The following is a 25,166-nucleotide window of genomic DNA, read 5'->3' as shown; positions in this document are numbered from 1 at the left end:
GAATTAGACGTGCCGCAAGGCCTCAATCGGTTCCATTTTAGATGCCTTAATGGCGGGTTGCAGACTGGCTGCCGCAGCCACGGCGATGACGATGATCGATACAACCACCAGGTCGGATGGCTGGACGTACGGCTGCAGAAGGAGGCCTTCCTGCTGGGCAAAGTCAATGCGGATGTGGAGCAGATTAATGATAAAAATAATAGCGCACCCCAGAAGGTCACCAATAACGGCGCCGATGATACCGAGGCAGAAGCCCTCGATGATAAACATGGAACGGATTCGGCCCGGCAGGGTGCCGATGGCAGCGATCGTGCCGATTTCCCGGATCCGCTCATAGACGGCCATAATCATGACATTCATGATGCTGATGAGAACGATGGCAATGAGCATGATCTTGATAAAGAAAGTCATGACGTCGATCATGCGGGCAATATGAAAGAAAGGCGAAAGCTTTTCCCAGGCATGAACTTCAAAAGCAGGCTTCTTTTCTTTGTTGACTTCACCGGCCAGTTTATTCTCCAGGTGTTTAACCGTCTTAGGCAGCAGACTGAAATTCTTCAAACGGACAGCCACTTCGCTTACCTCCGCTTCCGGCATGCGGAGGACTTCGGCGGCATCCTCAATGTGAATATACCCATCGCGTCCGCCGGGGCCGGTGGCGCTCTCCAGGATGCCGGAAACCCTAAACTGCTTGCCATTGACGGAACCATCCGAGTTTGTCGCGATAATGACAATGGTGTCGCCCAGTTTGACCTTCAAACCTTTGGCGAGAAGTATGGGAACCAGTATTTCACCCCGGCCGAGGGTTTTTTTGCCTTGCGATATGCGTGATGTTAGTAAAGGGACGGTGCGAAATTCCTGATCGGGATTTATACCATTCAAGCGAATGTTGGTCGTCTCTACAAAGTTGCTGAACATGCCGCCGAATTTAAGTCGGGGTGAAAAAGACTCCACAGCCGGTTCCGTCTTGAGCGTTGCAGCCACTTTTGAATAGGCTTGTGGTTTCATGTTCATATTCAGGGGCAGATTATCAATAGAAGCAACATATCCTTTGCTGTGGATCTGGAGATGCCCAAGCATGGAATCGGTGATCTGCCCGATCATCATGGCCTTGAAAGAGCCGGTGACGGAGACAAAAACAATGACGAAAACAACGCCGATTGTGATCAGCGATGCCGTCAGCAAAGTTCGTCTTTTATAGCGGATAAGATTGCGGACAGCGATTTTAAAAAGGTTAAACATGGCTTTGTCCCCCCTTGATCTCTTTTCCGGTCAGACGCCCGTCTTCCAAACGGAAGATGACTTCCGCCTCGCCGACAATCTTCGTGTCATGGGTGGAGAAGATAAAGGTTGTTCCAAAATCATTGCGCATTTTCTTCATCAGACCGATGACGGCATAGGCCGTGTGAGAATCCAGATTAGCCGTGGGTTCGTCGGCAAGAACTAGGGCGGGATTGGTCACCAGTGCGCGGGCAACAGCCACGCGCTGTTTCTGCCCGCCGGAAATCTGATGGGGATACTTGTGAGCCTGGTCTGTCATATCCACAGCAGCCAGCAGGCGGGCGATTCTTTCTTTGCGCTCCTGTTGTGCAATGTTTTGGACCATGATCAGGGGATATTCGATATTTTCATAAACCGTCAGCACGGGAATCAGATTAAAATCCTGAAAGATAAAACCGAGATGCTTACCCCGGAAAGCCGCACTCTCTTTGCGTCCAAGACCTGCGACCTGAGTATCGGCAATACAGAGGTTTCCCGCCGTTGGCTTATCCAGGCAGCCAATGAGATTGAGAATGGTCGTCTTGCCGCTTCCCGAAGGTCCTACAAAAGAAACAAACGAGGCGGGTTCTATTTCAAAATCCAACTCCTGAAGCGCGTGAACCACCACGTCTTCCGTCTGATAATCCTTGGTGATGCCCCGTGCTTTAATCAAACCCATTTTCTTCTCCTCCCTGTGCCAATTTATAATATTCCAGCATACCTATAATACTCATTAAAAAATAATAAACAATTGCCACCATGACCATTAAATTTACTAAAAAATATCGACGGCACTGGCTTGCGGGATTGGAGTTTAAGCCGTCGTTTTGTAATTACTGTAACATATAATACCATAACCGGCATAAGGGGCCGTAACGTAATGGATAGAAATGTAACAGTCTTGCCACCCGCATGGGTGGTTATTTCTTAACGGCCCCTAACTAAAAAAAGGGGAGCTTTGGGCTCCCCTTTCAAAGGAGGAATGGTGCATTGGCTATTGACACATACCCATTCCTAAACCGGGTCCGGGTCCATGGCCGGGTCCAAATTCACCCTGGCCTCTCATGCCGCCGCGGGGGCCGAATCCGGGGCCTCTGCCCCAGCGGGAATTCGCCAATTTTTCATTCTGCTCCGGCGTCAGAATCTTGCGGATTTCCAATCTCATGGCTGTTGCTTTATCCTGCATGTCATCACGCAATGCTCGAACTTCTTTCTGAGTGGCAGTAATCTTTTCCTTATCAGGATTGGCCGCAAGCCAGAGCCTGCGTAATTGAACGGACTTATCAAACATCTGTTCCCGTACTGATTTTGTTGCCTTGTAGTTGGCATCTTGCAGAGCTTCAATCCGGGCTTTCTGTTCGGCAGTTAAATTGAGCTTCTCGAAACCTGCATCGCGACAATACCCGTTCCCTCTGCCGGGACCAAAGCCTGGTCCCCAGGCGAAAACCTGAGACGTTAAAAGCAGGCTCACGACAACGGCCATTAGTGTTAATGTTAACTTCTTCATAATCAATCTCCTTTCCAGAGTCTTATTGAAATATTTCTTGTACAGTTATTAAATTACCCACATTATTGTTTGTTAATTTGCTCAATCCGAAGGTCATGCATGCAGCCAGTAAATAATCCAGCAGCAACTTTTTCGGAACAAGCGAATCGTAACGACCCAATAGCAATCCTGCGACGACGCTCAACAATATCAAGGCTATTTTTTTCATAATCAATCTCCCGGTGGAGCGGTTTCCTGAATCTCTTTTGCCTTGGTTCTGAGCAAGGCCTGTGCCATTGTATGTAAGTATATGTAATTAATATAATAGTTGCCATGCAAAGGAAATATTGTTTGCGTTTTACACACGTTGCGTGGATAATATATATCCATTTGATGTATCCAGATGGTCAGAATGTAACCAATTTATGAATGGAGCGAAAAAACATGGCAGATAAGGCTAAGAAAAAGTTCCGTTTTGACATCTCCGTCTGGGTGGCGATCAGCGCGATTGCTGTTTTAGCCGTCATTCTGAGTCTGATGATTTTCATGCAGTTCCAGCAGGGAAAAAATCAGGCGGTAACGCTTTTTGTCGAAAAAGGCGCGACGCTGATCCGGTCCTTTGAGGCAGGGCTTACCGACCGTTTGGACCGGGATGAGGATATGTTTTTTCTTCAGAAATTGCTCATGGAAACCGCGCAGCAGCCGGATATTGATTATATGATTGTGACGGACAGCAAGGGACAGATTCTGGCCGACAGCGATCCTTCCATGCTGGGAAGATCTTACGGGTTGGATCTGGATATGAAAAAGATCGCCGGGAACCTGGAAATTCGCTGGCGGCAGACGGCCAATCCCGAGGGGGCCGATACTTTTGAGGTTTACCGGGGATTTTCCCCCGGGCAGGGAAACGGTGGAAAAGGAGAGCGCCGTCCAGCGATTGTTTTCGTCGGTTTTCACATGGGGAAAATCGAAAAGGCATCGCGCGAAGATACGGTTCGGACGGTAACGAGGGCGCTGATTTTAATTCTGATCGGGTCGCTGGCTATTGTGTCGCTTTTCCTGGTGCAGGCGTATCGTCTGGCGCGTTCTTCACTCTCACGCATGACCGTTTTTTCAGAAGCGTTGGTGAAACACATGCCCATTGGACTTCTGGCGGTGGACAAGACCGGCAGAATTATTGCCTGCAATGAGCAGGCAAGCGGGTTTCTCACCGTTTCCTGTTCCGACGCGTTAGGAAAAGAAGCGGGGCATTTGCTGCCTGCGGCATTTTCCAGGGTGCTGGGCGGAATTAATGAACAAACCGGCCTTATGGAAGAGGACATCGTTCTTTCATCGGAAAAAGACGGTGACCGGATGTGGGAAGTTGTAGCGGCGGCCTTTGCCGACGATGATGTTCAGGAGGGGAAAATCCTGCTGGCCCGCAACGTGACAATGATCAGGCAACTGGAGCAGGAAGTCGCCCGCAGCCGGCACTTGAACGCCATCGGATCGCTCGCGGCGGGCGTGGCGCATGAAATCCGTAATCCGCTCAGTTCTATCAAAGGCTTTGCGGTTTATTTCAAACAAAGGCTTTCCGGCAATAAAGAAGACGAAGAGACGGCGGACATTATGATTGCCGAAACCGAAAGACTGAACCGGGTCATCAGTCAGCTCATTGAATTTGCCCGGCCGCTCGCCTTAAAAAGAGAACCGGCGAACCTGGCGGAGCTCGTGCGGCATACGGTCAGGCTGGTTGAGACTGAAGCCCGGAAGAATGCGGTCGAGATTGACATTAAAGCCGGCGAAACCTTGCCGCAGGCGGATATTGATCCGGACAGGGTAAAGCAGGTGCTGCTCAATATCTTTCTCAATGCCTTGTCGGCCATGCCGGCAGGCGGCAGACTATCAGTGGAGCTGTCGGCGCAAAAAGATTTGATGGACGTGACGGTTTCCGATACCGGTTCAGGCATCAAAGAAGAGGACCTGCCGCGGATTTACGATCCGTATTTTACGTCCAAACCGGCGGGCACGGGACTTGGGCTGGCGGTTGTGCAAAAAATTATGGACGCGCACGGCGGCCTGATTCAAATGGAGAGCAAAGCGGGAGTCGGCACAAAAGTCATGCTGCGCTTTCCTTTATCGGCCAAGGAGGGGATGAAAAAATGAAAAAAGGACTGGAAATTTTAATTGTGGATGACGATCCGGCCCACCGCGTCATGCTGAAAAAACTGCTGGGCGGCTGGGGCTATCATGTGGCCTGCGCGGATGACGGCTCCGTCGCCATTGACGAAGTCCGCAGACGGTCTTTTGATCTGATCCTGATGGATATCCGCATGATGAAAGTTTCGGGTATTGAGGCGCTGGATCAAATAAAAAAAATCAGTCCCGCCATTCCGGTAATTATCATGACGGCTTACGCGTCCGTGGAGACTGCGGTCAGCGCGCTGAAAAAAGGCGCTTACGATTATCTGACCAAGCCGCTGGATTTTGATGAACTGCAAATCGTGATGAAACGGGCGACCGAGCATAGTTTGCTGAAAAAAGAAAATGAATATCTCAAGGAAAGACTGGGTGAAAAATTTGACCGGCAAAACATGATCGGCCGGAGTCCTTCCATGATTAAACTTTTGGAAATTGTGGAACAGGTGGCCCCGACGCAGGCGACGGTTTTAATTACCGGGGAATCGGGGACCGGCAAGGAAGTGATCGCCAACGCCATTCATGCCAACAGCAACCGCAAGAACGAGCCTTTTGTGAAGATCAACTGCGCAGCGCTTACCGAGACGCTGCTGGAATCGGAATTGTTCGGGCATGAAAAAGGCGCGTTCACCGGCGCGGACCGCAAACGGGAAGGGAAGTTTCTGCAGGCCGACGGCGGCAGCATTTTTCTGGACGAGGTAAGCGAGATGTCACCCGCGATGCAGGTTAAACTTTTGCGGGTTATACAGGAACGGGAGCTGACGCGCGTGGGCGGGCAGGAAGTGCTCAAAGTCGATGTCCGCGTGATTGCCGCCTCCAATAAAGATCTGAAAAAAGAAATACAGCAGGGGCGCTTTCGTGAAGATTTGTTCTACCGGCTCAATGTGGTGGCTTTAAATGTGCCGTCGCTTCGGGACCGGAAGGAAGACATTCCGCTTCTGGCACAGCATTTTCTGCGGGTATTTGCCGAGAAGAATTCCAAAAACGTGAAAAACTTCACGCCGCGGGCCCTGGCAAAGCTTGTGCAATATCCATGGCCGGGCAACGTCCGGGAACTGATGAATGCCATCGAACGGGCTGTGGTGCTGTCGCGAAATACCTATCTGGACGAAGACGAGTTAACCCTTTTGATGGCGGATGACGGAGATCCAAACGGCAGGGTTCAAAGCGGCGTCTGCGACCGATCGGCAGGGACTTCCGGCAACCTGCCGCTGGAAGAGGTTGAAAAAAGAAGCATCCTGGAGGCGCTTAACGACTGCAGCGGCAACAAAAGCGAAGCGGCGCGACGCCTGGGCATTACCCGCAAAACATTGCGCAAGAAGCTGGAAAAGTATGAAACTAAATGATAATTTAATGGCAAAAATAATAAGGATCCTTACGTACTTGCCAGTAAATGGATACAATTACAAAGTAATTTAATGTTGTATTTCCTGAATTTTCTATAGGAGTCGACCATGAGCGATGGCTTGGAAAAAAGAAAATTTCAGCGCCTTGAATGCCCTCTGGACGTTGCCATTGGGATCGTACCGGTTTTGGGAGCGCCGGAGGGTCCGCCGCCACTCCATGTTAAAAGCCGGAATATTTCGAAAGGCGGCATCTGTCTCGAGACGAAGTCTATCGAGATTGCCGGCATCAATTTGCTGGCAGGACACCCTTTTGCACGGAAGAACCGTTTATACATGAGCATGGAACTCATCGAGCATGAACAGCTGTTTGAAGCAACCGGAGAAGCCCGCTGGTACGACATATCCAGTGATATCCCGGAATCCATCTATCGGGTGGGCGTCGAATTTATCGATATTAAGGACAACGGAAAAGAACAGCTTTTAAGATTTTTAAAAAAACATAAAAGCGGCCGGGGGTATTTTTTTAAATTGTTTAAATAAATTTAATCCTTGATATTTTGTGATCATGAAAACCAAAAGCCAGGCCGGTATATCATAGAATAATCATCTCACTGCAAAGAACCGTATCCACAGCGGCAGATTATCACCACACCGGTTTTGCAGATATCCATCGCAGGCCGGCTGCGGCAGGGAAAGGGCCTAACGCTTTCCGCCTTGCGCCATCTTTAATGCCTTGCGGGTCGTTTCGTAATCAGGGTTCAGGTCAATCGCCCGGCGGAAATGCAAAATAGCAAAGTCTGTATTTTCTGAAGCCATCGTTATTTACCCTGACGTCCGGATCCCGCAGTTTATCGCTTGCCTTTCTGGCAGGTACTTGGCGGTTACCGGATTTTGCCGTCTCTCTCAGATCATTAACCGGCGGGTTGAAAAAAATAACAAAGGGCCGCTCCCATTGGAGAGCGGCCCTTTGTTGATAGCTGAAAAATCAGGGGCTAGAAGGAATATTGGAGGCCGGCGTTCCAGACAGTGTGTGAATTGCCGCTATAGTCAGGAACAAAGGCTGCACCGGCTTTGACCAGAAAGTTGTCCCGGATGCGGGCGCTCAAGCCGCCGGCCAGGGAAACCGTTGACATATAACCACCGGTGCCGATGCCGATGGCGAATTTTTTGCCTGCGTCCACCTGGGGCAGTGCGGCCAAACCGGCTACCATGGCCAGGCCTGCGCTCAGTTGGCGAACATTGACGGCGTCATATGGGGCCGTGCCGTCATCAACTCCATGCACCCGCACCGGCTGGCCATTCGTACTGTTCGCGAATGTGGCGCCGTCGTCGTGCAGAGTCATTGAGGTGGAATTTCGTCCGCCCGACATGGTCGTTTGAGTTTCCGTCACCACGATACCATGGGTGTTGCCGTCGCCGTTGGTGAGGGTCAGTGCTGCGGTGGACTGGGCGGCGCCTGCCGTCACGATATTGGACAGCTTACCGTTGGCATCGACGACTGTCTGGGTTCCGGCAGAGCCCTTCATCACAATGGCGGTGCCGGCGGTGGTCCCTTGCGCGCTGCTCAGGTTGCTGGTGCCCGTCGCCCCGACAACGGTTGTATTGGCCGAGTTGCTGGATACATAGTCCAACGTGCCGTTAATGTAGACATTGCCGTCCACGAACAAGTTGCCATTTACTTTGTTCTGGTAGGTTTTTCCATTCAAAATACCGGTCGGCGACAAGGCTGTCTGGATGGTTGTGTTAGCGCCAATGGTTTGTGCGGTGTTGTACACCGTCATTCCACCGGAGTTGGCGCCGGACGTCGTGCCGGTGGTGCCATTGGTGCCTAAAACCGCGCCAGCCTTCAGACTGGCCTGGGTATTGGCGATGGACAGTGTGCTGTTGCCGCTGATGGCCGTGACGGTGTTGGTTGTGCCGATCGTTGAATTGCCGATGGTGACCGCACCTGAACTCGTGCCGGCATTGATGCTGGTTGCGTTGGTGTTAGCGCCGCCATTAATGCTGGTGATGCCGGTGATGGCAGTAGTGGCGCCGCTTATTGAAACACTCCCTGCGGTGAGGCTGGCGGCGTCGGTCCCCGCATCGACGACGATAACCTGGCCGTTATTGCCGTATGTCGTGGAATTAGCCAATGCGGGGGTTGCCATAAACGGTCCCGCCAACATAATCATCGCCAAAACCGCAGCCGCCGCATTATGAATCACTTTCTTTTTTATCATCTAGTATCCCCTTTTCTTATGTAAAAATTATTTAAATGTGACATTTTGTTCTGCATCGTTTCGCATGGTCGGCTGAAGCTGGAAACCTCTTATAAGGTGCGACCGGCCCTGCGCAGGCCGGGATCAAGTTTTCCGGCGAGGTTTTCAAAGGCATGCATGTCGAGACGCACCACCATGTTCAATTCACCCTCCGTCAGGTTATAACCCTCCTGGCGGCAAAGCTTTTCCAACGAGGCGGCAGCCTCGGTCCGGAAACGGTCATCCGTAATAAGGCGGCCCAGTAATTTCTCGACGGAATCTTGCGACATGAATTTTCCTCATCATCATAACAGTCCTGTCCCCAGCGGGACATTTGTGCCGGATTTAACCCTGCTGTTCCGGATAGAAGGGCATAGGACGTGCCAAAGCAAAAATTTCAGTAATAACGGTAATTAATGATCAAAGATGTCGGGAAGGAAGTGTCCGATATTGGACAGGTTGTCCGAAATGGGACATGCGGAAGAAGCTGGGATTGCCTGTCACCCATCACGGGTATGGGAGTCAGTAGAATATCTTGCGGGTGGTCTTCAGCAGTCGGGCGGCAGCGGACTTGTTTTGGTTGGTGCGGTCCATCGCCCAGGCAGTCAGCCGCCCGTGGACGGCGTCGAGGGAGAATTCATCGGCGGCAAAATCAAAGTGGACGACGATGCGGTCGCCGGCAGGCATTTTGTCATGGGAGACCAGCCCCAGATTCAAATGTTCCGGCTGAATCAGTTCGCCGTTGGTGACGATGGCCGCATATTCGAGGCGATTGCGCAGTTCGCGGATATTGCCGGGCCAGTCGTAGGCACAGAGGTCATTCAACGCCGCGCTGGAAAGTCCCGGCAGATGCTTCCCCTGCTGGTTGCGGAAGATCCCGAGGAAGTGCTCGGACAGCTGGGGAATATCCTCCCGCCGTTCCCGAAGGGGGGGAAGGGCCAGAGGAAAGGTATTGAGGCGGTGAAAGAGATCCAGGCGAAAGGCGCCTTCACGGCAGCGCTCTTCGAGATTGCGATGGGTGGCAATGATGACGCGGAAATCAGCGGCAAGCGGCGTATCGGCGCCGACTTTTTCATAGACCCGCTCTTCCAGCAGACGCAAGAGTTTGGTCTGGAGCGCCAGGGGCATATCGCCGATCTCATCGAGAAACAGGGTGCCGGTGCGGGCGCGTGCGCATTTTCCTTCCCGTTCCCGGTCGGCGCCGGTGAAGGCCCCCTTGACATGCCCGAACAACTCGCTTTCCAGCAAAGTTTCCGGAATAGCCGCGCAGTTAACCGGAATGAAAGTGGTCAGATCCTGGCCGGAAGCCAGGTGAATGGCCCGGGCCAGCACTTCTTTTCCGACACCGCTTTCACCGTAAATGGCAACGGTGGTGCGGGGATGGGCCGCCACCTGCTCGGCTGACTTCAGGACGATCCCCATTGCCGGCGAAACGCTGCGGATGTTCTGAAAGCTGAACTTTTCCTTTTGGGCCGCGAGCATCCGCGCGTGACCGGCCCGTATCCTGGTATTTTCCAGCAATCGGCCGACCACGACCAGCAACTCTTCGCGATTGAGCGGTTTAAGCAAATAGTCGTCGGCTCCTTCTTTCATGGCCGCTACGGCGCTCTCCACGCTGCCGTGAGCGGTGATCAATATGAAAGGCAGCTCCGGCCACCGGCGATGAACAGTCCGCAACAGCTCGATGCCGTCCGCATCCGGCATGACCAGATCGGAAATAATCAGGTCATAGGGCAGGCGGGCCAATTCCTGCAGGGCCTCATCGGCTGATCCTGCGCCTGCGGACTGGTAACCGGCGTCGGCAAGAAATTCCGTTACCAGGAACCGAAAGCTTGCTTTATCATCGACGACCAGTATCCGCAGTTCGCTGTTCATATCATCCCCTGTACCCGTGACTTAACGTTCCTTATGTCTTATCCATATCCTGTAAGGCCGGATCCGTCAATCCTCTCCCTTGTCGGAAGGGGAGGCATCCTTCATGACGGTCTGTAAATGTTTTATCACCGACCGCAGCTGTTCCGGGCGGGCAGCCCGGGCATTTTGCTGCAGCCAGGCTGCCAGATCGGCCGGTTCCCGGTTTGCCAGATATCCGCACAGTCCTTTCAGGGTGTGGGCAGCCCGGGCAAGCTCCAGGCGATTGTCACATTCCAGGGCGGTTTGCAGACAAAGCAGTTCCTCATCAATATCCCCAAGCAGCATCGCGCGGTATTGGCGGACGCGCCCAGGATTGTCGCCCAGATCGCCGCAGGTCTTCATGTTCAGCAGCGGTTCCTTTCCGCATGACGCGGTCAGGGCCGGTCCGCCGTATGCGGCGATGACTCTGGCCAACTGCTCGGGGATGACCGGTTTGGTCAGCACCGCGTTGATGCCGGCATTCAGGCAGGTCTCCCGGGTGGCGGCATCGGTATCTGCCGTGATGGCGACAATCGGTACGGGCGGTTCCGATAATTTCTGTTCCCGGAGCCGGATCTGCCGGGCCACTTCGATGCCGTCGATTCCGGGCATACGGATGTCCATCAGGATCATGCTGAATCGCCGCTGTTGCGTCAGCTGAAGGGCCTGGAAGCCGCTTTCCGCCAGGGTCACCTGATGCCCGCAGGCCGTCAGGATATCCTCCAGCAGACGGAGGTTATAGGTGTTGTCTTCAACCACCAGGATTGATCCGGGAGTCATTGCCATGACCTTGGCCGGAGCAGGGTCATCCGGCGCTGCCTGGGTTTCGTGAAGCGGCAATTCAATGGTGAAGCAGGAGCCGATTCCTTCCCGGCTGTCCAAGGTGATGTTGCCCTTCATCAATTCCGTCAGACTCCGGACGATGGCGAGCCCCAGGCCGGTGCCGCCGAAGGTACGGCTGATCGTCGGATCCAGCTGGCGGAAGGGCTGGAAGAGTTGGGCGCGGTTATTTTCCGGAATGCCGATACCGGTATCCCGGACCTCAAAGCGGACCAGCGGATTTCCGGCGACGGCGGGACCGGACAAGCAGACGGTGCAGGTGACCGAACCGCTTTGGGTAAACTTGACGGCATTGGACAACAGATTGACGAGAATCTGACGCAGTCGGACCGGATCCCCGAGAACCCAGACCGGCACATTTTCCGCGATAACGATTTCAAAGGTCAGATTTTTCTGGCCTGCAAGCGTTCTGTACGGCTCTTCCAGACCCGTGACAAGTTGTCGCAGGTTGAACGGCACGGTTTCCATCTCCATCCTCCCTGCCTCAATCTTACTCATGTCCAGGATATTGTTGACCAGATCCAGAAGTGAGCGCGACGATTGTTCAAGGATGGCGTGATACTGGCCAAGTTTCAGGGGGTCCGTTGCCTGGCGGGCCAGGGTGCTGAATCCGACCAGGGCGTTAAGGGGGGTCCGGATCTCATGGCTGACCAGAGCGAGAAATTCGGATCTGGCCTTAAGCTCGATTGCGGACTGCTGCGCCTCCAGCACCAGCCGGCGCGAACGAGCGTTCAAGATCATGGCAAAAAAGCCGCCGACGATCAGTCCATTGGCGATCAACAGCTGCCGGCCCATGGTGCTGGTTGCGCTTGCCTGACCGCCGCTGCTGAAAATCCAGAACAGGTATAAAACCAGCGTCATCGCGGCAAAGAAGATTTGCAGCACACGCCGGCTCGGCAACTGTTCCCTGTGGAGGGTAAAGGCCATGATGACAAAATACGGCCAGATAATCCTGAACAACAGGCCGTTGGCAATCATGGCAATGGAGGCGTACCCCAGGGCCATTGCCGCCAGTTGCAGGGGAAAGGCCAGCAGGAACAGGTTGAGACCGCGCATCAGTAAAGGCTGCGGCTCATAGGGTTTGAACAACGCCCGGCAGAAAAGCACGGTGGTGAAGTTGACGCCGCAGTAGCTGACAGTGCCGATCCAGGCCGTCAGTTGAGGAATGGCTGCCGGAACTAAGGGGGCCAAATAGCCGGAAATGGTGATGCCGTAAAGGGTGTACACGGCTTGATAAATGGCAAAGAGGCCCAGGATCGGCAGCCGGTCCAGATAATAGCAGTGGAGCGCCCAGAGCAGCAGCAACAGCATGGGGGTCACTAAAAGGACCGCCAGCAAATCCACCCGGTGGTCCAGCCGCTCCGCCTCGTCCGGTTCCAGGGCTGCTACACTCAACTGTGACGGGGGGTAGCTATTGAGGCGAACATAGTAGGTCGCCTCAGGGCCCGTGATATGGACGACAAACCCCAGGGTACTTGTGGCGCGATCCCGCTCCTTGTATGGATGGTTGATTCCCGTTGCGCGGGTTTTCCACCCCTGCGGAGCGCCTGCATCGGCCTCATACAAACGGACTTCGTTGAGCCAGGGCTGGCGAATGAACAGCACGACCTCGCTGCCTTTGGCAGGCGCCTTCACCCGCAGGCGCAGCCAGTGCACGGAATGCGTGAAGCCCGTGGACAGCGTGGGTCCGGTCGGCGTAAACTCACGCCCTGCCACATCGGCGATCGTCAGGGTGCCGGTCGCATCTTCCAGCGTGGCGCGGGAAATGACCAGATCACCCGCGGCAACCAACGGCGCAAAGACGAGTCCAATCGACAAAGCCAGGATCGCCATCATGCATCTCAGGAAAGCCTTTTTTAAAATGATCATTCTCTCTGAATCACCTTCCTGCCCGGGCTCTGGTGAGGCGGTCCGGGTTCATTAAACAACCGGGAGCGGATTATTAAGTGGAGAGCCGTCTTGCTTCATACGGCTTCTCGGGGGATTCCCGTAAAGAAATGTTCCGAAAGAATCTCGCCCGAGGGGGCATGGATAGGCGCCTACTGCACCACGTCCTTCTTGATAGATACACAGCCAATGCCTGCCGGCATCAGAAAAATCTTGATCCCTTCCCCGCCATCCAGGATGGCAATTGCTTTTCTTATCTTTCCGGTCTCTTTCAGCGTTTTAAACTGATTTTCTTTAACTTTAGCGCATGATTGCGGCCAGTAAACGACGGAATCGTATGTCGCGCCGCAGCCATTGGCCTGATTGGGGGCGAAGCTGGCGGAAACGTAGGCAACCCCTCCCTCGACAGGAATTTCCATGGCCAGCGGAATCAGCCGCGAGTCGGGCTGCGCGGGCGGAATCATCAGCACGGCTCCGGCCTGCTCGGTGAAGCCAAGAAAATTGACGACCTGGTTGATGCGTCCGGCGCAGTTGAATACGCCTTTCTGCACTGCGGCCTGGGTGACTACGCTGGTTGTTGCCTGAACCGCTGCCTGGGCAGGCGCACTGCCGGGAGGCCGCTCAGTTGCCTGCTGAGCGTACGCAGCTGCCGACAACGCAGAAACTACGATAATCGCCAACATTACCTGACGAAACATGTTAACTCCTTTTAAAAAGAATGTATTGTTGAAAATATGGTGAGTTTGCTCGGATTGCAGCCTTTTTGACTATTGTCTGTCGAGCAGGCTTATAGCTCTTTCCGATAGTCACTATATTGCCTTTCAGGCCCTGGTTTCATATAGGAGACGGGGAATAAGTGCAAGTATAATGAGAAGAGATTACCGGGGGTTCATCAGCTTTGCGTTCAAGCGTTGCAAACGATGCGACAGAGAGTTTCTTTCATCTTCTGAAAAATTATGGTTATCCGTCAGTGCGTTTTCAATAAGGGCTTTAGCCTGATGATAATCCCTTTCGCGGTGTTCCAGGTATTTGGCCAGCTCTGAAACGGCGTAAAATTCGACAGGCTCACAGGAGCACATCTGCTGCCAGAGGCGTGCTGCTTCATCTATTCTCCCGGTACGTTTGTATAATTGGGCCAGCTTCTTATTCGACTGAAGAGAAAATTCGGGACAGGTGTCCTCCTGAAAGATGTTCAATATTTTCTGCGCGCCTGAAGCATTCGCGTGCTTCAGATGCAGGCGGGCCGCAGCAAGGTAGTCGTCGGCGTGCGGATGCTGAGCCAGAGCCTGGGCGTTTAGAATTTCCACCAGATGGGCGGTGAGTGTCGCCATGGAAATCACGTCCAGACGGTTGTGTTCAAAGATGTTGGAAAGCAAACGGGGATCCCGTTTACGCAGCCAGTCGAAGTAGCGCTGCGGAATTTCCCATCCGGGGATATCCCCTTCACGGTGGACGCCGAGGACTTGCTCTTCGAGTGTGACCAGGCGGCAGTTTTCCAGACGGTGTCCGAGAATCCGGCGCGACGGATGCAGTAAATCCAGGTGAGGCAGGCCCGCCAGGTCGCTTGGCATCCTGTTCATGATGAAGCGGGTGGAGAGCAGGTTGACATCGAAGGCCTTGCCGTTGAAGGTGACCAGGAATTTCTTTCGTGCGGAAACCTCTTTCAGATAGGTCAGAGCCGCTTTCTCTTCGCCAAAATCACGGGCCAGGATCTGCCGAACCTGAAAATGGCCTTCCTCGAACCAGCCCAGACCGATGAGAAAAGCCATGGTGCCGGTACCGCCGGCCAGACCCGTGGTTTCCGTATCCAGAAACAGGGCGTCCGATGAGTCGTATCCGCTGATTAAAGGATTGTTGGCCAGCATGGCTGCCGCGGACATGTCAAAATCAAACGCCTCGCGAATGTTACGGTGGCCGTGACGGCTGCTGTCTCGCACCACGTCACTGACCAGAAAAAAACGGCCATGTTCATTTTCGATTTCCGAACCTTCCAAAATATCGATCAGTTCCCGATTGCCGCGCGCCCGAGCTTCATCCTGCGCCGCTTTGCCTCGCGCCGCCGCGCGGGTGACAACGCTGTCAATCCTGCGGCGCAGGTCATCCAGCTGCGATTGCCGCTCTGATGATCCAGGAGCGGTCTGTGCCGGATCTTTCTTGGGCGGCGCAACATCTTCGCCGGTCAGACGTTTTAATTTATCAATCGATTTCATAGGGCAGCTTTTCAAGACTTCTCGCGTTCGTTCGAAGTGACATAGTCTTTTTTTCTCACCACTGACGCCTTACCTCTTAACCGGTAACAACAGCTCAATAATCTTCGGGACGATTTCTTTGGCAGTTTTGCCGACTTCCAGCGTCGGGCCGACGCACGACGGGCAGCCATAGGCGCAGGGACATTTTTCAATCAGACTTCCGGCGGCCAGAAGCAGATTGGCGTGTTCGCGGTAGAGCAGTTCGGAAAAGCCGATGCCGCCCGGATAGGCATCAAAGATGAAAATCGTCGGATCGAATTCATCAATGCGCGCGCCGGTTTTGTTATCCGTCATTTCCGGACGGCCGGCATTAAACGATGTGATCACCCGTCCGGTTTTCCCCTGGCTCACAAACCACTCACCGCTTTTATCCCCCAGCGACCGGTCAATGTCGTGCGTGTCCGCCATCAGAAACATGGCCGACAGGTGTTGCAGGGTATAAGCCAGCGCCGACAGGCCGTCAATAATTTCCGCAGGGGTGAATTCCAGTTTGCGCAATTGGTCCCGCGGAATGGTGAACCAGTAGCTTGTGGTGTGCATGTCTTTTTCCGGCAGATTCACATCGCCGTAGCCCAGATTCTCCGACGTGTAGAATTTGATTTTTTTATAGCCCACAACTTTGCGCACCACCTGTACTTCGCCATGCTCCACGATGGCGCCTGCTTCGGTATGATTTTCAAAAGAGTCGATGACCCGCACATTGGTGTAGGTCATGGCGTCGGTGTAGTAATCGGCATCGACTTTCCGGACGTAGGCTTTCTTGCGCTCCAGATCGAGCTTGTCCACATGATACTGCTCGGAGGCCAGCATATAAATGGCTTCATCATGTACGGCGGTGAAGGCGCTGTCCCAGTCGACCTCGGCTATGACTTTGTGGTTGCCTGCGTCGCTTACATCCACCACGACCACATTTTCCGGATTGATCGCCCGCAGGCTCACTTCATCCGCCGGATAGCTTTCCGCTGCCCAGTGCCAGCGGTCGGAGGTACGATGCAGCACGCCTTTTTCTTCCAGATACTCCAGAAACTCTTCCAGGTTTTCGCCGCCGAATTTTTCTCCTTTTTCAAAGGGCAGCTCAAACGCCGCGCTTTTAATATGGTGCAGCAGGATGAGTAGGTTGTCGGGATTGATGCGGCAATGTTCGGGGGAAAGCGCAAAGAAATAATCGGGATTTTCCATAATGAACTGATCAAGCGGATTGCTCCTGGCAATGAGGATCGCCAGAGACCGTCCCGTGCGACGGCCTGCGCGCCCCGCCTGCTGCCACGTGCTGGCAATCGATCCCGGATAGCCCGCCATGATACAGGCTTCCAGATTGCCGATATCAATGCCCAGCTCCAGGGCATTGGTGCTGATCACGCCCATCACCTCGCGTGAACGCAGGCCGCTTTCAATCTCCCGGCGCAGATTGGGCAGATAGCCGCCGCGGTAGCCGGTGACAAAGTGATCGTCCAGAGGTTTTGTTTTTACAAATTTATCCTTCAAGTATTTGGTCAGTATTTCGACATTGAGGCGGCTGGTGGCAAAGACAATGGTCTGAATATGGTTGTCGATGAGGTCGGATGCGATCTTGCGCGCCGGCGTCATGGCGCTCTGCCTTATGCCCAGTTCGCGGTTGACGATGGGCGGATTATATAAGACAAATGTTTTGGCCGCCGTGGGCGCGCCGCTTTTGTCGAGGAGCGCCACCTGGCGTTCCAGAATTTTTTCCGCGTGTTCGCGCGGGTTGGCTACCGTCGCCGAACAGCAGACAAACACGGGATTGGCGCCGTAGAAACGGCAGATCCGGACGAGCCTGCGGATGACGTTGGCAAAGTGCGAACCGAAAATTCCGCGGTAAATATGCAGTTCGTCGATGACGATGTATTTCAAATTCATGAAAAGTTTCTGCCATTTGGTGTGATGCGGCAGAATCCCCGCATGCAGCATGTCGGGATTGGTGACCACAATGTGCCCCTGCCTGCGAATGGCCTGGCGCGCGTCATCCGGCGTGTCTCCGTCATAGGTAAAGGTCTTGATGTCGGCCGCGAGATCGGTGATCAGACTGTGAATTTCATGCATCTGATCCTGAGCCAGTGCCTTGGTGGGAAAAAGATACAGAGCGCGGGTTTCCGGTTCATCGAGAATACTCTGCAGAACAGGCAGATTGTAACAAAGGGTTTTGCCGCTGGCCGTCGGGGTGACCAGCACCACATCCTGGCCGCTACGGATAAAGCGTACGGCCTGTGCCTGATGCTTATAGAGTTTCTCCATGCCGCGCGCCTGCAATACGGAAAGCAACCGGGGATTGACCCACGCGGGGTAGTCTTCCCATTCCCCTGCTTTTGCGGGAATGTCGATAATCGCCGCCGCGTTGGACTTGAAGCTTTTGTTTTTCTTCAGGCGGGCGATCCATTCATCCAAAGTCAGTTTAGCCATAATATTTCTTACCTTTTTCAATCCGGATTTGCATTATAAATAAAAAACAAAATATCACAACAATCAGATTGGCAGAAAGTCATTGCAATAATTATATTAATGGTTTATCAATGATCCGGTTGGCGCACTGCGTCTGATGTATTCAAACCTTTGAGGAAAGGGGAGTTGCCATGTCGCTTTTTTCCATTGATCCGAAAAAGTGTAAGCGTGACGGTATCTGTGCGGCGGAATGTCCTGCGCAGATTATTATCCAGGCTGATAAGAAATCGTTCCCGTCACTCCTTGCCAATGGTGAAGAATTCTGCATTAATTGCGGACACTGCGTGGCGGTCTGTCCTCACGGGGCGATAGCGCTTGCCACCATGCCGCTTGCCTCCTGCCCGCCGATTAAAAGAGACCTTCTTCCCCAGGCGGCTCAATTGAAGCATCTTCTGCTGGCCCGGCGTTCCATTCGTCAGTATAAAAAAACACCCGTTTCCCATAAAATTCTTGCCGAGCTGATCGATACGGCGCGCTACGCGCCGACCGGCAGCAACAAGCAGCAGGTTCATTGGATGGTCTTTCAAAATCCTGATGAAATACATCAGCTGGCGGCAATGGTGATTGATTTTATGAAAATGATGATTCCTGTGACCACGGACGAGCCGGCGGTCAGGCGTTTTCAGCGCGTGGTCAACGCCTGGGACAATGGGCGGGACCGTATCATGCGGGGGGCGCCGCACTTGATTGTGGTGCACAGCCCCTCTGATTTGTCTTTCCCCGAAGCGGACTGCGCGATTGCCCTGGCCTATCTGGAACTCTATGCTTATACCAGAGGATTGGGAACCTGCTGGGCCGGTTATTTTACAGGAGCAGCCGGTCTGCACGAGCCCCTGATCAAGGCATTAAAAATACCTGCCGGCCACCAATGTTACGGAGCCGTGATGCTGGGATATCCGCAATACAGCTATCACCGGGTACCCCTGCGCAATGAGGCGCTGATTACATGGCGTTGATTTCGCAAAAATATTCAATCTATTCAAGGAGCGGGCTAAACCAGCAAGGGAGAAAACAGCAATGGGCAGTTACGTCGCGGATAACCTGATTACCGGCGAGCAGGTCGTTTATGAAACAAAATTACACTGGATTACTTTCGTGTCTTTAAAAGGCATTCTGACATTATTTATTGCTCCGCTCATCGCTTATTTTACGAGCGAGTTTGCCATCACCAATAAACGCCTGATGATCAAGACCGGATTTATTTCCCGCAATACCTTTGAAATGAATCTTTCCAAGATTGAATCCATCAATGTCAACCAGAGTATCCTGGGGCGCATTCTGGGATATGGAACAGTCATCATTATGGGTACGGGCAGCACCAGAGAGCCGTTTGCCGCCATTCGGGATCCTCTGACGTTTCGCAGGAAATTTCTGGAACAGCAGGGGTAAAACCGATGCTGACCAAAGAAGACATCATCGCGGAAGCTGAACGCCTGGGGTTTGCCGATATCGGTTTTACGGACGCTTCGCCGTTTGCCTCTCAGCAGGACTATCTGCTGGCCCATCAGAAGGAATACGACTGGGCGAGTCAGAAAGGTATCAAACTGCTTGCCGGATGCGATCCAAAAAACATTCTTCCCCGGGCAAAATCCATTATTGTCCTGCTGTCCTCATATTTTGAAGAATCTTTCCCTCGGCAAATGGAACGGCACTTCGGGCGATGCTATCTCGACGACGACCGGATGACCAAGGACGGACTGGCCTTAAAAGTGAAAGCGTTCCGGAAGTTTCTTCAATCGAACAACATTGAATCCAAAGTGCCCTTCAATCTGCCGCATCGGCTGGCCGCGGCGCGCGCCGGACTGGGGACACTCGGTAAAAACTGCTTTTTCTATTCCGGCCGCAAGGCCCGGGGCAGTTCCTTTGTTTCTCCCATCGCCCTTGTGGTCGATGCGGAATTCCGCCCCGATGAACCGACCATCGGCATCGGCTGTCCGGACTGGTGCCGCAGCGCCTGTATAGCGGCTTGTCCGACCCGTGCCCTCAAAGGCGGCGGGAAAATTGATCCGCAGAAATGCATCTCGTATCTGACCTATTATGGCGAGGGCCTGACACCGCTTTCACTTCGCGAACCGATGGGACTGTATGTCTATGGTTGCGACCGCTGCCAGAATGTCTGTCCACGCAATGAGCCCTGGATAACGGAAGCAAAACCCACCAATCCCCGCGTCGGGGCAAAGGCTGATGCCTTTGACCTTTCCTGCCTGCTGCATATGGACAAAGCTTACTTTGAAGAGAAAATCCGGCCGCACATGTTTTACATGTCCGCTGATCAGCTCTGGCGCTGGCAGATGAACGCAGCACGCGCAATGGGCAACAGCTTGGATCCCGCCTATCTTGCAGACCTGAAACGCGCCTTGAAGGAAAATCCCGACAAACGGGTTCAATCCATGTGCATCTGGGCATTGGAACGGATTGAATCAGGCCGGCCGTAAGCAGGTATTTGTTTTCCCCAGTTCAATATTCTACATGAATGAAAGGCTGAAGCACGGATGGTTTGCCGCACTTCAGCCTTCAGACTTGAACTTTGAACTTTGAACCTCTTATTTTGTCTGCTTGACCACGCTCATGGCTGTAGCGATTAAGGATGAAACGTCCCCGAAGTTGGCCGGCAGAATCAGCGTGTTTCCCTGTTTGGCCAGATGGCCGAATTGCTCGACCAGTTTTTCCGCTACGCGCAGTTGCACCGCTTCCATGCCGCCCTGCGCCTGCACCGCGCCCGCCACCGCTTTCAAACCGTCCGCCGTCGCGTCGGCGATCGCCCGGATGGCCTCCGCCTGGCCGTTCGCCTCATTGATCTGCTTTTGACGCACCGCTTCCGATTCCAGCACGACTTTCTGCTTCTGGCCTTCAGCCACGTTGACCGCCGACTGCTTTTCACCTTCCGATTGCAGAATAACCGCACGTTTTTCCCGTTCGGCCTGCATTTGTTTTTCCATGGCGTTCAGAACATTCTCCGGAGGCCGGATGTTTTTGATTTCGTAGCGCAGGATTTTAACACCCCACGTTCTGGACGCGTCATTGATTGCCGAGACAATAGCTGAATTAATGGTGGTTCGTTCTTCGAAGGTTTTATCCAGATCGATCTTGCCGACTTCGCTTCTCATTGTCGTCTGGGCAAGCTGGGTAATAGAGAACAGATAATTGCTGATGCCGTAAGACGCCATTTGCGGATCAAAGACCTGAATAAAGATGACGCCGTCTACGCCGACCTGGACGTTATCGCGTGTGATGCATATCTGTTCGGGAATATCCATGGCCTGTTCTTTAAGCGTATGCACGTATGCCTTCCGGTCAATGAAAGGAATAATATAGCTGATGCCGGCGTTGAGCACCCGGTCGAATTTCCCCAGTCGCTCAATGACGTAAGCGCTTTGCTGCGGGACGATGCAAACTCCCTTGGCAATAATAATCACGGCCAGTAACGCTAATACAATCAGAACAACTTCCATGATTTTTCCTCCTTTTAATATTAAGCAATAGGTTTGACCTTGACGCGAATGCCTTCAATGGCTTCAATTTGGACGAAAGCGCCTGCGGGAATGGTCTGGGGCGCGTCGGAAAAGGCAATCCAGTCCGAGCCGCGGTATCGAATGGTTCCTTCGCTGCCTGCCGGTATCGGTTTGACCACTTCCACCTTTTGTCCCGCATAATCCGGTGGTAAGTCGGCATTTCCTGCAAAGAGTTTTTTTGCCGTTTTGCGCAACAGAAGGAGCAGCAGCAGCGATGATGCCGAAAAGACAATCAACTGGCTGCTGAAAGATGATGTGACGCCGATCCAGGTGGTGAACGCAACGATCAGCGCGCCAAGACCGATAAAGCACAGGATAAAACTGACCGTCGCTAATTCTGCGATCAGAAGAAGCAGACCAATTACTGCCCAGACCAGGCTGGGTGAAAAAGACCAATCAAGCATGTCCCCTGCCTTTCTGCGGGCTTAAATTTTACGTCCCGCCGTTTTCAGGTAGATATTTAACAGGATAATCCGTTTAAGCCGTTGTTCAATAATAACTGTAACATTTTAATTCATAACCGGCATAAGGGGCCGTAATGAAAATGGATGGAAATGTAACAATTATTTTTTAACGGCCCCTAAGCGGAAGGAAGTATAGGAAGAATCATGCTGAGAGTCAATAAAATATTATTTTTCCCGGTGTTTTGCGCCTATTGACAATTGCCTTTCCTTTTGGTAACTACATTACCGTCAGTAAAATGTATTTAACCATACGTGATCAGCGAAAGGCATCTGACTGTCCGGGGAGTTTAGCGAGTGATTCCACAGGATCAACACAAAATGGTCTGTCAGCTTCGGCGCGACCGGGAAAAAGCCTTACGGATTCAGAGCATTCTGGACGCCGCCAAAAAGGTCTTTACATCCAAGGGCTATTTGAAGGCGACCATGGATGAGATCGCGCTTGCCGCCGAAGTCACCAAGCCCACCATCTACCTTTATTTCAAGGCTAAAGACGATCTCTTTTTTACACTGATGCTGCCATTGGTTGATGATATCCGGCAACAACTGTTAAAAGTCGAAAACAATCTTCTGACAGGGAAAATCGGTAACGGAACCAGTCTGATCACGGCAATTTTCAATGCTTTTTATCATGCCTACGAAATATTGCCTTCGACCTTCCGGATCATGCAGCTGTTTCAGCAGCAGGGACTGATGGGCGAATTAAGGCCGGAAGTCCGCAGCGCTTTGAATGATCAGGGGCGCACCAACTTTATCATCTGCAGGAAATTACTGACTCGCGGCATGGAGATGGGTTACATAAAAAAGGTGAATGTCTACGAAATGGCCGATGTGATCTGGGGTTCGCTGGTCGGTATTATTCAACTGGAAGATGCCAAGTTTTATGATCGCAAGACGAAACGCCTGACAGAAAATACACTCCGTCTGGCCGAAAGGCTGATCGCGGAGGCAATGACTATAAAAACTGAGGAAAGATAAAATGACAGCGATGAACACAGACAGACTGATCAAGCGGGTGAGAGCGGAAGGGCGGTTGTCCATGACCGAGGCGGAATCCAAAAAGCTGCTGGAGTGTTATGGTGTGCCGGTTGTTAAAGACAGGATTGTCCTCAATGTGAATGATGCCGTTTCGGAGGCCCGAAAAATGGGGTTTCCCGTGGTTGCGAAAGGCCACGGCGCAAAACTTACGCACAAAACCGAACGGGGGCTGGTGAAAACCAATCTTAAATCCGCTAAAGAGGTCCGCGAGGCTTTCCGCGCCATCAGAAAGTCCGCAGGTGCGGACTGGGAGGGCTGCCTGATTTCACTTTTTATTCAGGGCAACCGGGAATTCGTCGCCGGGCTGTTCCGCGATGCCCAGTTCGGGCCGGTGGTCATGTTTGGTCTGGGCGGTGTGTTCACGGAAGCCTTAAGTGATGTGACCTTTCGCATCGCCCCGGTAAATGAGATCCAGGCGCGGGCCATGCCAGGTGAGATAAAAGCCGTCAAGCTTCTGGAGAATTTCCGGGGTGAAGCGCCTGCGGACCGGGAGCAGTTGCTGCGGGTGCTTTCAGGGCTGTCCCGGCTGGGGATGGAGCATCCGGAAATAAAAGAAGTGGACATCAACCCCCTGATCATTATGCCGGATGGTCGCGTCCATGCCGTGGACGCTCTGGTTGTGCTTGATGACGGTGAGACTGCACCTGCCGCGAGAAGTTATAACGAAGGCGCGATGCGCAAGCGGTCCGCTGAAATTCGTTCAGCCCTCGATGCAATGACCCATGCAAAATCCGTTGCCGTGGTGGGCGCCACCCGTCCTGAGGCAAGTGGATTTTCCGGGATGTTTGGTTGCATGAGAAATTTCGGTTATCAGGGAAGGCTGTATCCCGTCAATCCGAAACTGGATGAAATCGACGGTTTAAAGGCGTATCCCAACCTGACATCGCTCCCGGAACCGGTTGACCTGGTCATTATCTCCATTCCCGGGCCGCGCGTTGCGGAGATTCTGAAAGAATGTATCGCCACCGGTAACAAGAATATTCATATTTTCAGTTCCGGCTTCAAGGAAACGGGTGAAGAGGAAGGCATCCGGCTGCAGCAGGAAATTGAAACGATTGCCCGCGAGGGCGGACTGCACGTGATCGGGCCGAATTGCATGGGCTTCTACGTTCCAAAAAACAGGATGCTGACCTGGGAAACCGCATCTGCGGAGAGCGGACCTGTTTCCCTGATCAGCCAGAGTGGTGGCAATGCCCAGGATTTTTCAAATTATCTGACCGATCATTATAAAATTCATTTCAGCAAGTCCGTCAGCTACGGCAATGCGCTGGTCCTGGACAGCACTGATTTCCTGGATTATCTCGCTCGTGATGAAGAAACTGAAATCATCACCATGTATCTCGAAGGTGTAAAAGACGGACAGCTTCTGCGCGATATCGTAACGAAAATCAACCGCCGGAAGCCCGTGATCATCTATAAGAGCGGTCTGACGGATTCGGGAGCCCGGGCGGTGGCTTCGCATACCGGTTCTCTGGCCGGCGGAGAGAAGATATGGAAGGCTTTTTTCCGGCAAACGGGCGCCACACAGGTAGACTCTCTGGAAGAAATGGCTGATGTTGCTCAGGCGTTTCATCGTCTGGGAAAAATCCGCGGGAGGAAAACGGCCGTCCTTGGCTTCGGCGGAGGCATCGGCGTCTCTGTCGCGGACAGTTGTGCCAGGGCAAACCTGACGCTTCCCGCTCTTTCCGAAGCCCTGACCCGCAAATTGAGAAAACTGATCCCACCCGCCGGGGCCATGATCCGCAATCCGATTGACGCGGCCATCGCCTTTGTCAATTTGCCTTTGATGAATGAAGTGCTCGATCTTGTTGCAAAAAGCGGCGAAATTGATAATTTCATCATTTCCGTTCCCTTTGACTGGCTGTTCAACAAGGCGCCGGGAGGCGCTTATATTGAGACCATTGCCTCTTACCTGGCAACTGAAGGGAGAAAATATATTCATGGAAAGCCTATGGTTGTGGTCTGGCGTCAATATGAACCTTCCGGTGAAATCAGGAAATGGATTCCCGTCTTCGAAAACATTTTGATGTCGGCCGGTATTCCGGTTTACGAAGGCCTTCCCAAGGCGGTCTCTGCGCTGGCTAAAATAGCAGAATATTATGAATATCAGCGTGATAACAAATAGAATCGTTCTGTAGCATCCATCTTGTTTCCCGGGATGAAAAAGAAATGCCGGCATGGCTCATTTTTTATTATTTTTATTGACTTTCGGTCACGATTGGAATTATAGTCATCGTACTGGAGTACTCAGCTAGTGCTGCAATACCTCTTTAAGCTTGGGATCAGCAGAGTAAACGGACGATTTAATCGTTTGAAATA

21 protein-coding genes are annotated in these 25,166 nt (G+C 52.8%); 8 read left to right on the top strand and 13 right to left on the bottom strand.

What is annotated here, in order from left to right; genetic code table 11:
* Window positions 1-3: 3 nt before the first annotated feature.
* The 4 genes from CVU71_08035 to CVU71_08020 form a co-directional block, all read right to left on the bottom strand.
* Window positions 4-1,242: an ABC transporter substrate-binding protein gene (locus tag CVU71_08035; protein ID PKN19446.1), complete on the bottom strand. Its 1,239-nt coding sequence runs from the start codon at window positions 1,240-1,242 to the stop codon at window positions 4-6.
* Complete coding sequence (locus CVU71_08030) at window positions 1,235-1,939, bottom strand: ABC transporter (protein PKN19445.1); 705 nt, start codon at window positions 1,937-1,939, stop codon at window positions 1,235-1,237. The genes CVU71_08035 and CVU71_08030 overlap by 8 nt, the downstream gene beginning before the upstream one ends.
* Window positions 1,940-2,254: 315 nt before the next feature.
* The gene (locus CVU71_08025) at window positions 2,255-2,767 is read right to left on the bottom strand and encodes a hypothetical protein (protein PKN19444.1); all 513 of its coding nucleotides are present in this window, start codon (window positions 2,765-2,767) and stop codon (window positions 2,255-2,257) included.
* Between the two features lie 22 nt (window positions 2,768-2,789).
* Window positions 2,790-2,975 carry a hypothetical protein gene (locus tag CVU71_08020; protein PKN19443.1) on the bottom strand — a complete coding sequence of 62 codons (186 nt, stop codon included), beginning with the start codon at window positions 2,973-2,975 and terminating at the stop codon, window positions 2,790-2,792.
* A gap of 200 nt (window positions 2,976-3,175) precedes the next feature.
* On the opposite strand from CVU71_08020, the gene CVU71_08015 reads away from it, so the two are divergent.
* The 3 genes from CVU71_08015 (at window position 3,176) to CVU71_08005 (ending at window position 6,810) form a co-directional block, all read left to right on the top strand.
* The gene (locus CVU71_08015; protein ID PKN19442.1) at window positions 3,176-4,891 is read left to right on the top strand and encodes a hypothetical protein; all 1,716 of its coding nucleotides are present in this window, start codon (window positions 3,176-3,178) and stop codon (window positions 4,889-4,891) included.
* Window positions 4,888-6,270 carry a two-component system response regulator gene (locus CVU71_08010; protein PKN19441.1) on the top strand — a complete coding sequence of 461 codons (1,383 nt, stop codon included), beginning with the start codon at window positions 4,888-4,890 and terminating at the stop codon, window positions 6,268-6,270. The genes CVU71_08015 and CVU71_08010 overlap by 4 nt, the downstream gene beginning before the upstream one ends.
* 108 nt (window positions 6,271-6,378) lie before the next feature.
* On the top strand, window positions 6,379-6,810 hold the full coding sequence (locus CVU71_08005) for a hypothetical protein (protein PKN19440.1): 432 nt from the start codon (window positions 6,379-6,381) through the stop codon (window positions 6,808-6,810).
* 452 nt (window positions 6,811-7,262) lie between these two features.
* On the opposite strand, the gene CVU71_08000 is transcribed toward CVU71_08005, so the two are convergent.
* The 7 genes from CVU71_08000 to CVU71_07970 all read right to left on the bottom strand — a co-directional run bounded on the left by CVU71_08000 (window position 7,263) and on the right by CVU71_07970 (window position 17,797).
* Window positions 7,263-8,492 (bottom strand): hypothetical protein, encoded by a 1,230-nt coding sequence (locus tag CVU71_08000; protein ID PKN19439.1) that lies wholly within the window; start codon window positions 8,490-8,492, stop codon window positions 7,263-7,265.
* A gap of 89 nt (window positions 8,493-8,581) precedes the next feature.
* Window positions 8,582-8,800 (bottom strand): hypothetical protein, encoded by a 219-nt coding sequence (locus tag CVU71_07995; GenBank protein PKN19438.1) that lies wholly within the window; start codon window positions 8,798-8,800, stop codon window positions 8,582-8,584.
* 232 nt (window positions 8,801-9,032) lie between these two features.
* Window positions 9,033-10,385 (bottom strand): sigma-54-dependent Fis family transcriptional regulator, encoded by a 1,353-nt coding sequence (locus tag CVU71_07990; protein PKN19437.1) that lies wholly within the window; start codon window positions 10,383-10,385, stop codon window positions 9,033-9,035.
* A gap of 66 nt (window positions 10,386-10,451) precedes the next feature.
* Entirely contained in the window at window positions 10,452-13,112 is a 2,661-nt protein-coding gene (locus CVU71_07985) for a hypothetical protein (GenBank protein PKN19436.1), read from the bottom strand.
* Between the two features lie 170 nt (window positions 13,113-13,282).
* Entirely contained in the window at window positions 13,283-13,828 is a 546-nt protein-coding gene (locus CVU71_07980) for a hypothetical protein (protein ID PKN19435.1), read from the bottom strand.
* Window positions 13,829-14,008: 180 nt separating this feature from the next.
* Complete coding sequence (locus CVU71_07975; GenBank protein PKN19434.1) at window positions 14,009-15,340, bottom strand: hypothetical protein; 1,332 nt, start codon at window positions 15,338-15,340, stop codon at window positions 14,009-14,011.
* A gap of 69 nt (window positions 15,341-15,409) precedes the next feature.
* Window positions 15,410-17,797 carry a helicase gene (locus CVU71_07970; GenBank protein PKN19433.1) on the bottom strand — a complete coding sequence of 796 codons (2,388 nt, stop codon included), beginning with the start codon at window positions 17,795-17,797 and terminating at the stop codon, window positions 15,410-15,412.
* Window positions 17,798-17,967: 170 nt separating this feature from the next.
* Here CVU71_07970 and CVU71_07965 point away from each other — a divergent pair, with 170 nt between their 5' ends.
* The 3 genes from CVU71_07965 to CVU71_07955 all read left to right on the top strand — a co-directional run bounded on the left by CVU71_07965 (window position 17,968) and on the right by CVU71_07955 (window position 20,271).
* A complete protein-coding gene (locus CVU71_07965; GenBank protein ID PKN19432.1) occupies window positions 17,968-18,792 on the top strand; it encodes a ferridoxin in 825 nt (274 codons plus the stop codon).
* A gap of 61 nt (window positions 18,793-18,853) precedes the next feature.
* Entirely contained in the window at window positions 18,854-19,225 is a 372-nt protein-coding gene (locus CVU71_07960; protein PKN19431.1) for a hypothetical protein, read from the top strand.
* A gap of 5 nt (window positions 19,226-19,230) precedes the next feature.
* Window positions 19,231-20,271 (top strand): epoxyqueuosine reductase, encoded by a 1,041-nt coding sequence (locus CVU71_07955; GenBank protein PKN19430.1) that lies wholly within the window; start codon window positions 19,231-19,233, stop codon window positions 20,269-20,271.
* A gap of 108 nt (window positions 20,272-20,379) precedes the next feature.
* Here CVU71_07955 and CVU71_07950 read toward each other — a convergent pair whose 3' ends face one another.
* Together CVU71_07950 and CVU71_07945 are read right to left on the bottom strand one after the other, a co-directional pair.
* Window positions 20,380-21,288, bottom strand: coding sequence for a paraslipin (locus tag CVU71_07950; GenBank protein ID PKN19429.1), 909 nt, complete (start codon window positions 21,286-21,288; stop codon window positions 20,380-20,382).
* Between the two features lie 20 nt (window positions 21,289-21,308).
* Window positions 21,309-21,752 carry an NfeD family protein gene (locus CVU71_07945; GenBank protein ID PKN19428.1) on the bottom strand — a complete coding sequence of 148 codons (444 nt, stop codon included), beginning with the start codon at window positions 21,750-21,752 and terminating at the stop codon, window positions 21,309-21,311.
* A 378-nt stretch (window positions 21,753-22,130) separates the two neighbouring features.
* Between CVU71_07945 and CVU71_07940 the strand changes: the two genes are divergently transcribed.
* Complete coding sequence (locus tag CVU71_07940; GenBank protein PKN19427.1) at window positions 22,131-22,787, top strand: hypothetical protein; 657 nt, start codon at window positions 22,131-22,133, stop codon at window positions 22,785-22,787.
* 1 nt (window position 22,788) lies between these two features.
* Entirely contained in the window at window positions 22,789-24,972 is a 2,184-nt protein-coding gene (locus tag CVU71_07935; GenBank protein ID PKN19426.1) for a CoA-binding protein, read from the top strand.
* Window positions 24,973-25,166: the final 194 nt, after the last annotated feature.

The sequence above is a fragment of the Deltaproteobacteria bacterium HGW-Deltaproteobacteria-6 genome, assembly GCA_002840435.1.
Classification (GTDB): Bacteria; Desulfobacterota; Syntrophia; order Syntrophales; family Smithellaceae; genus UBA8904.
The sequence above is the reverse complement of the archived record's forward strand: the minus strand, read 5'-3'. Positions and strand labels throughout refer to the sequence as shown.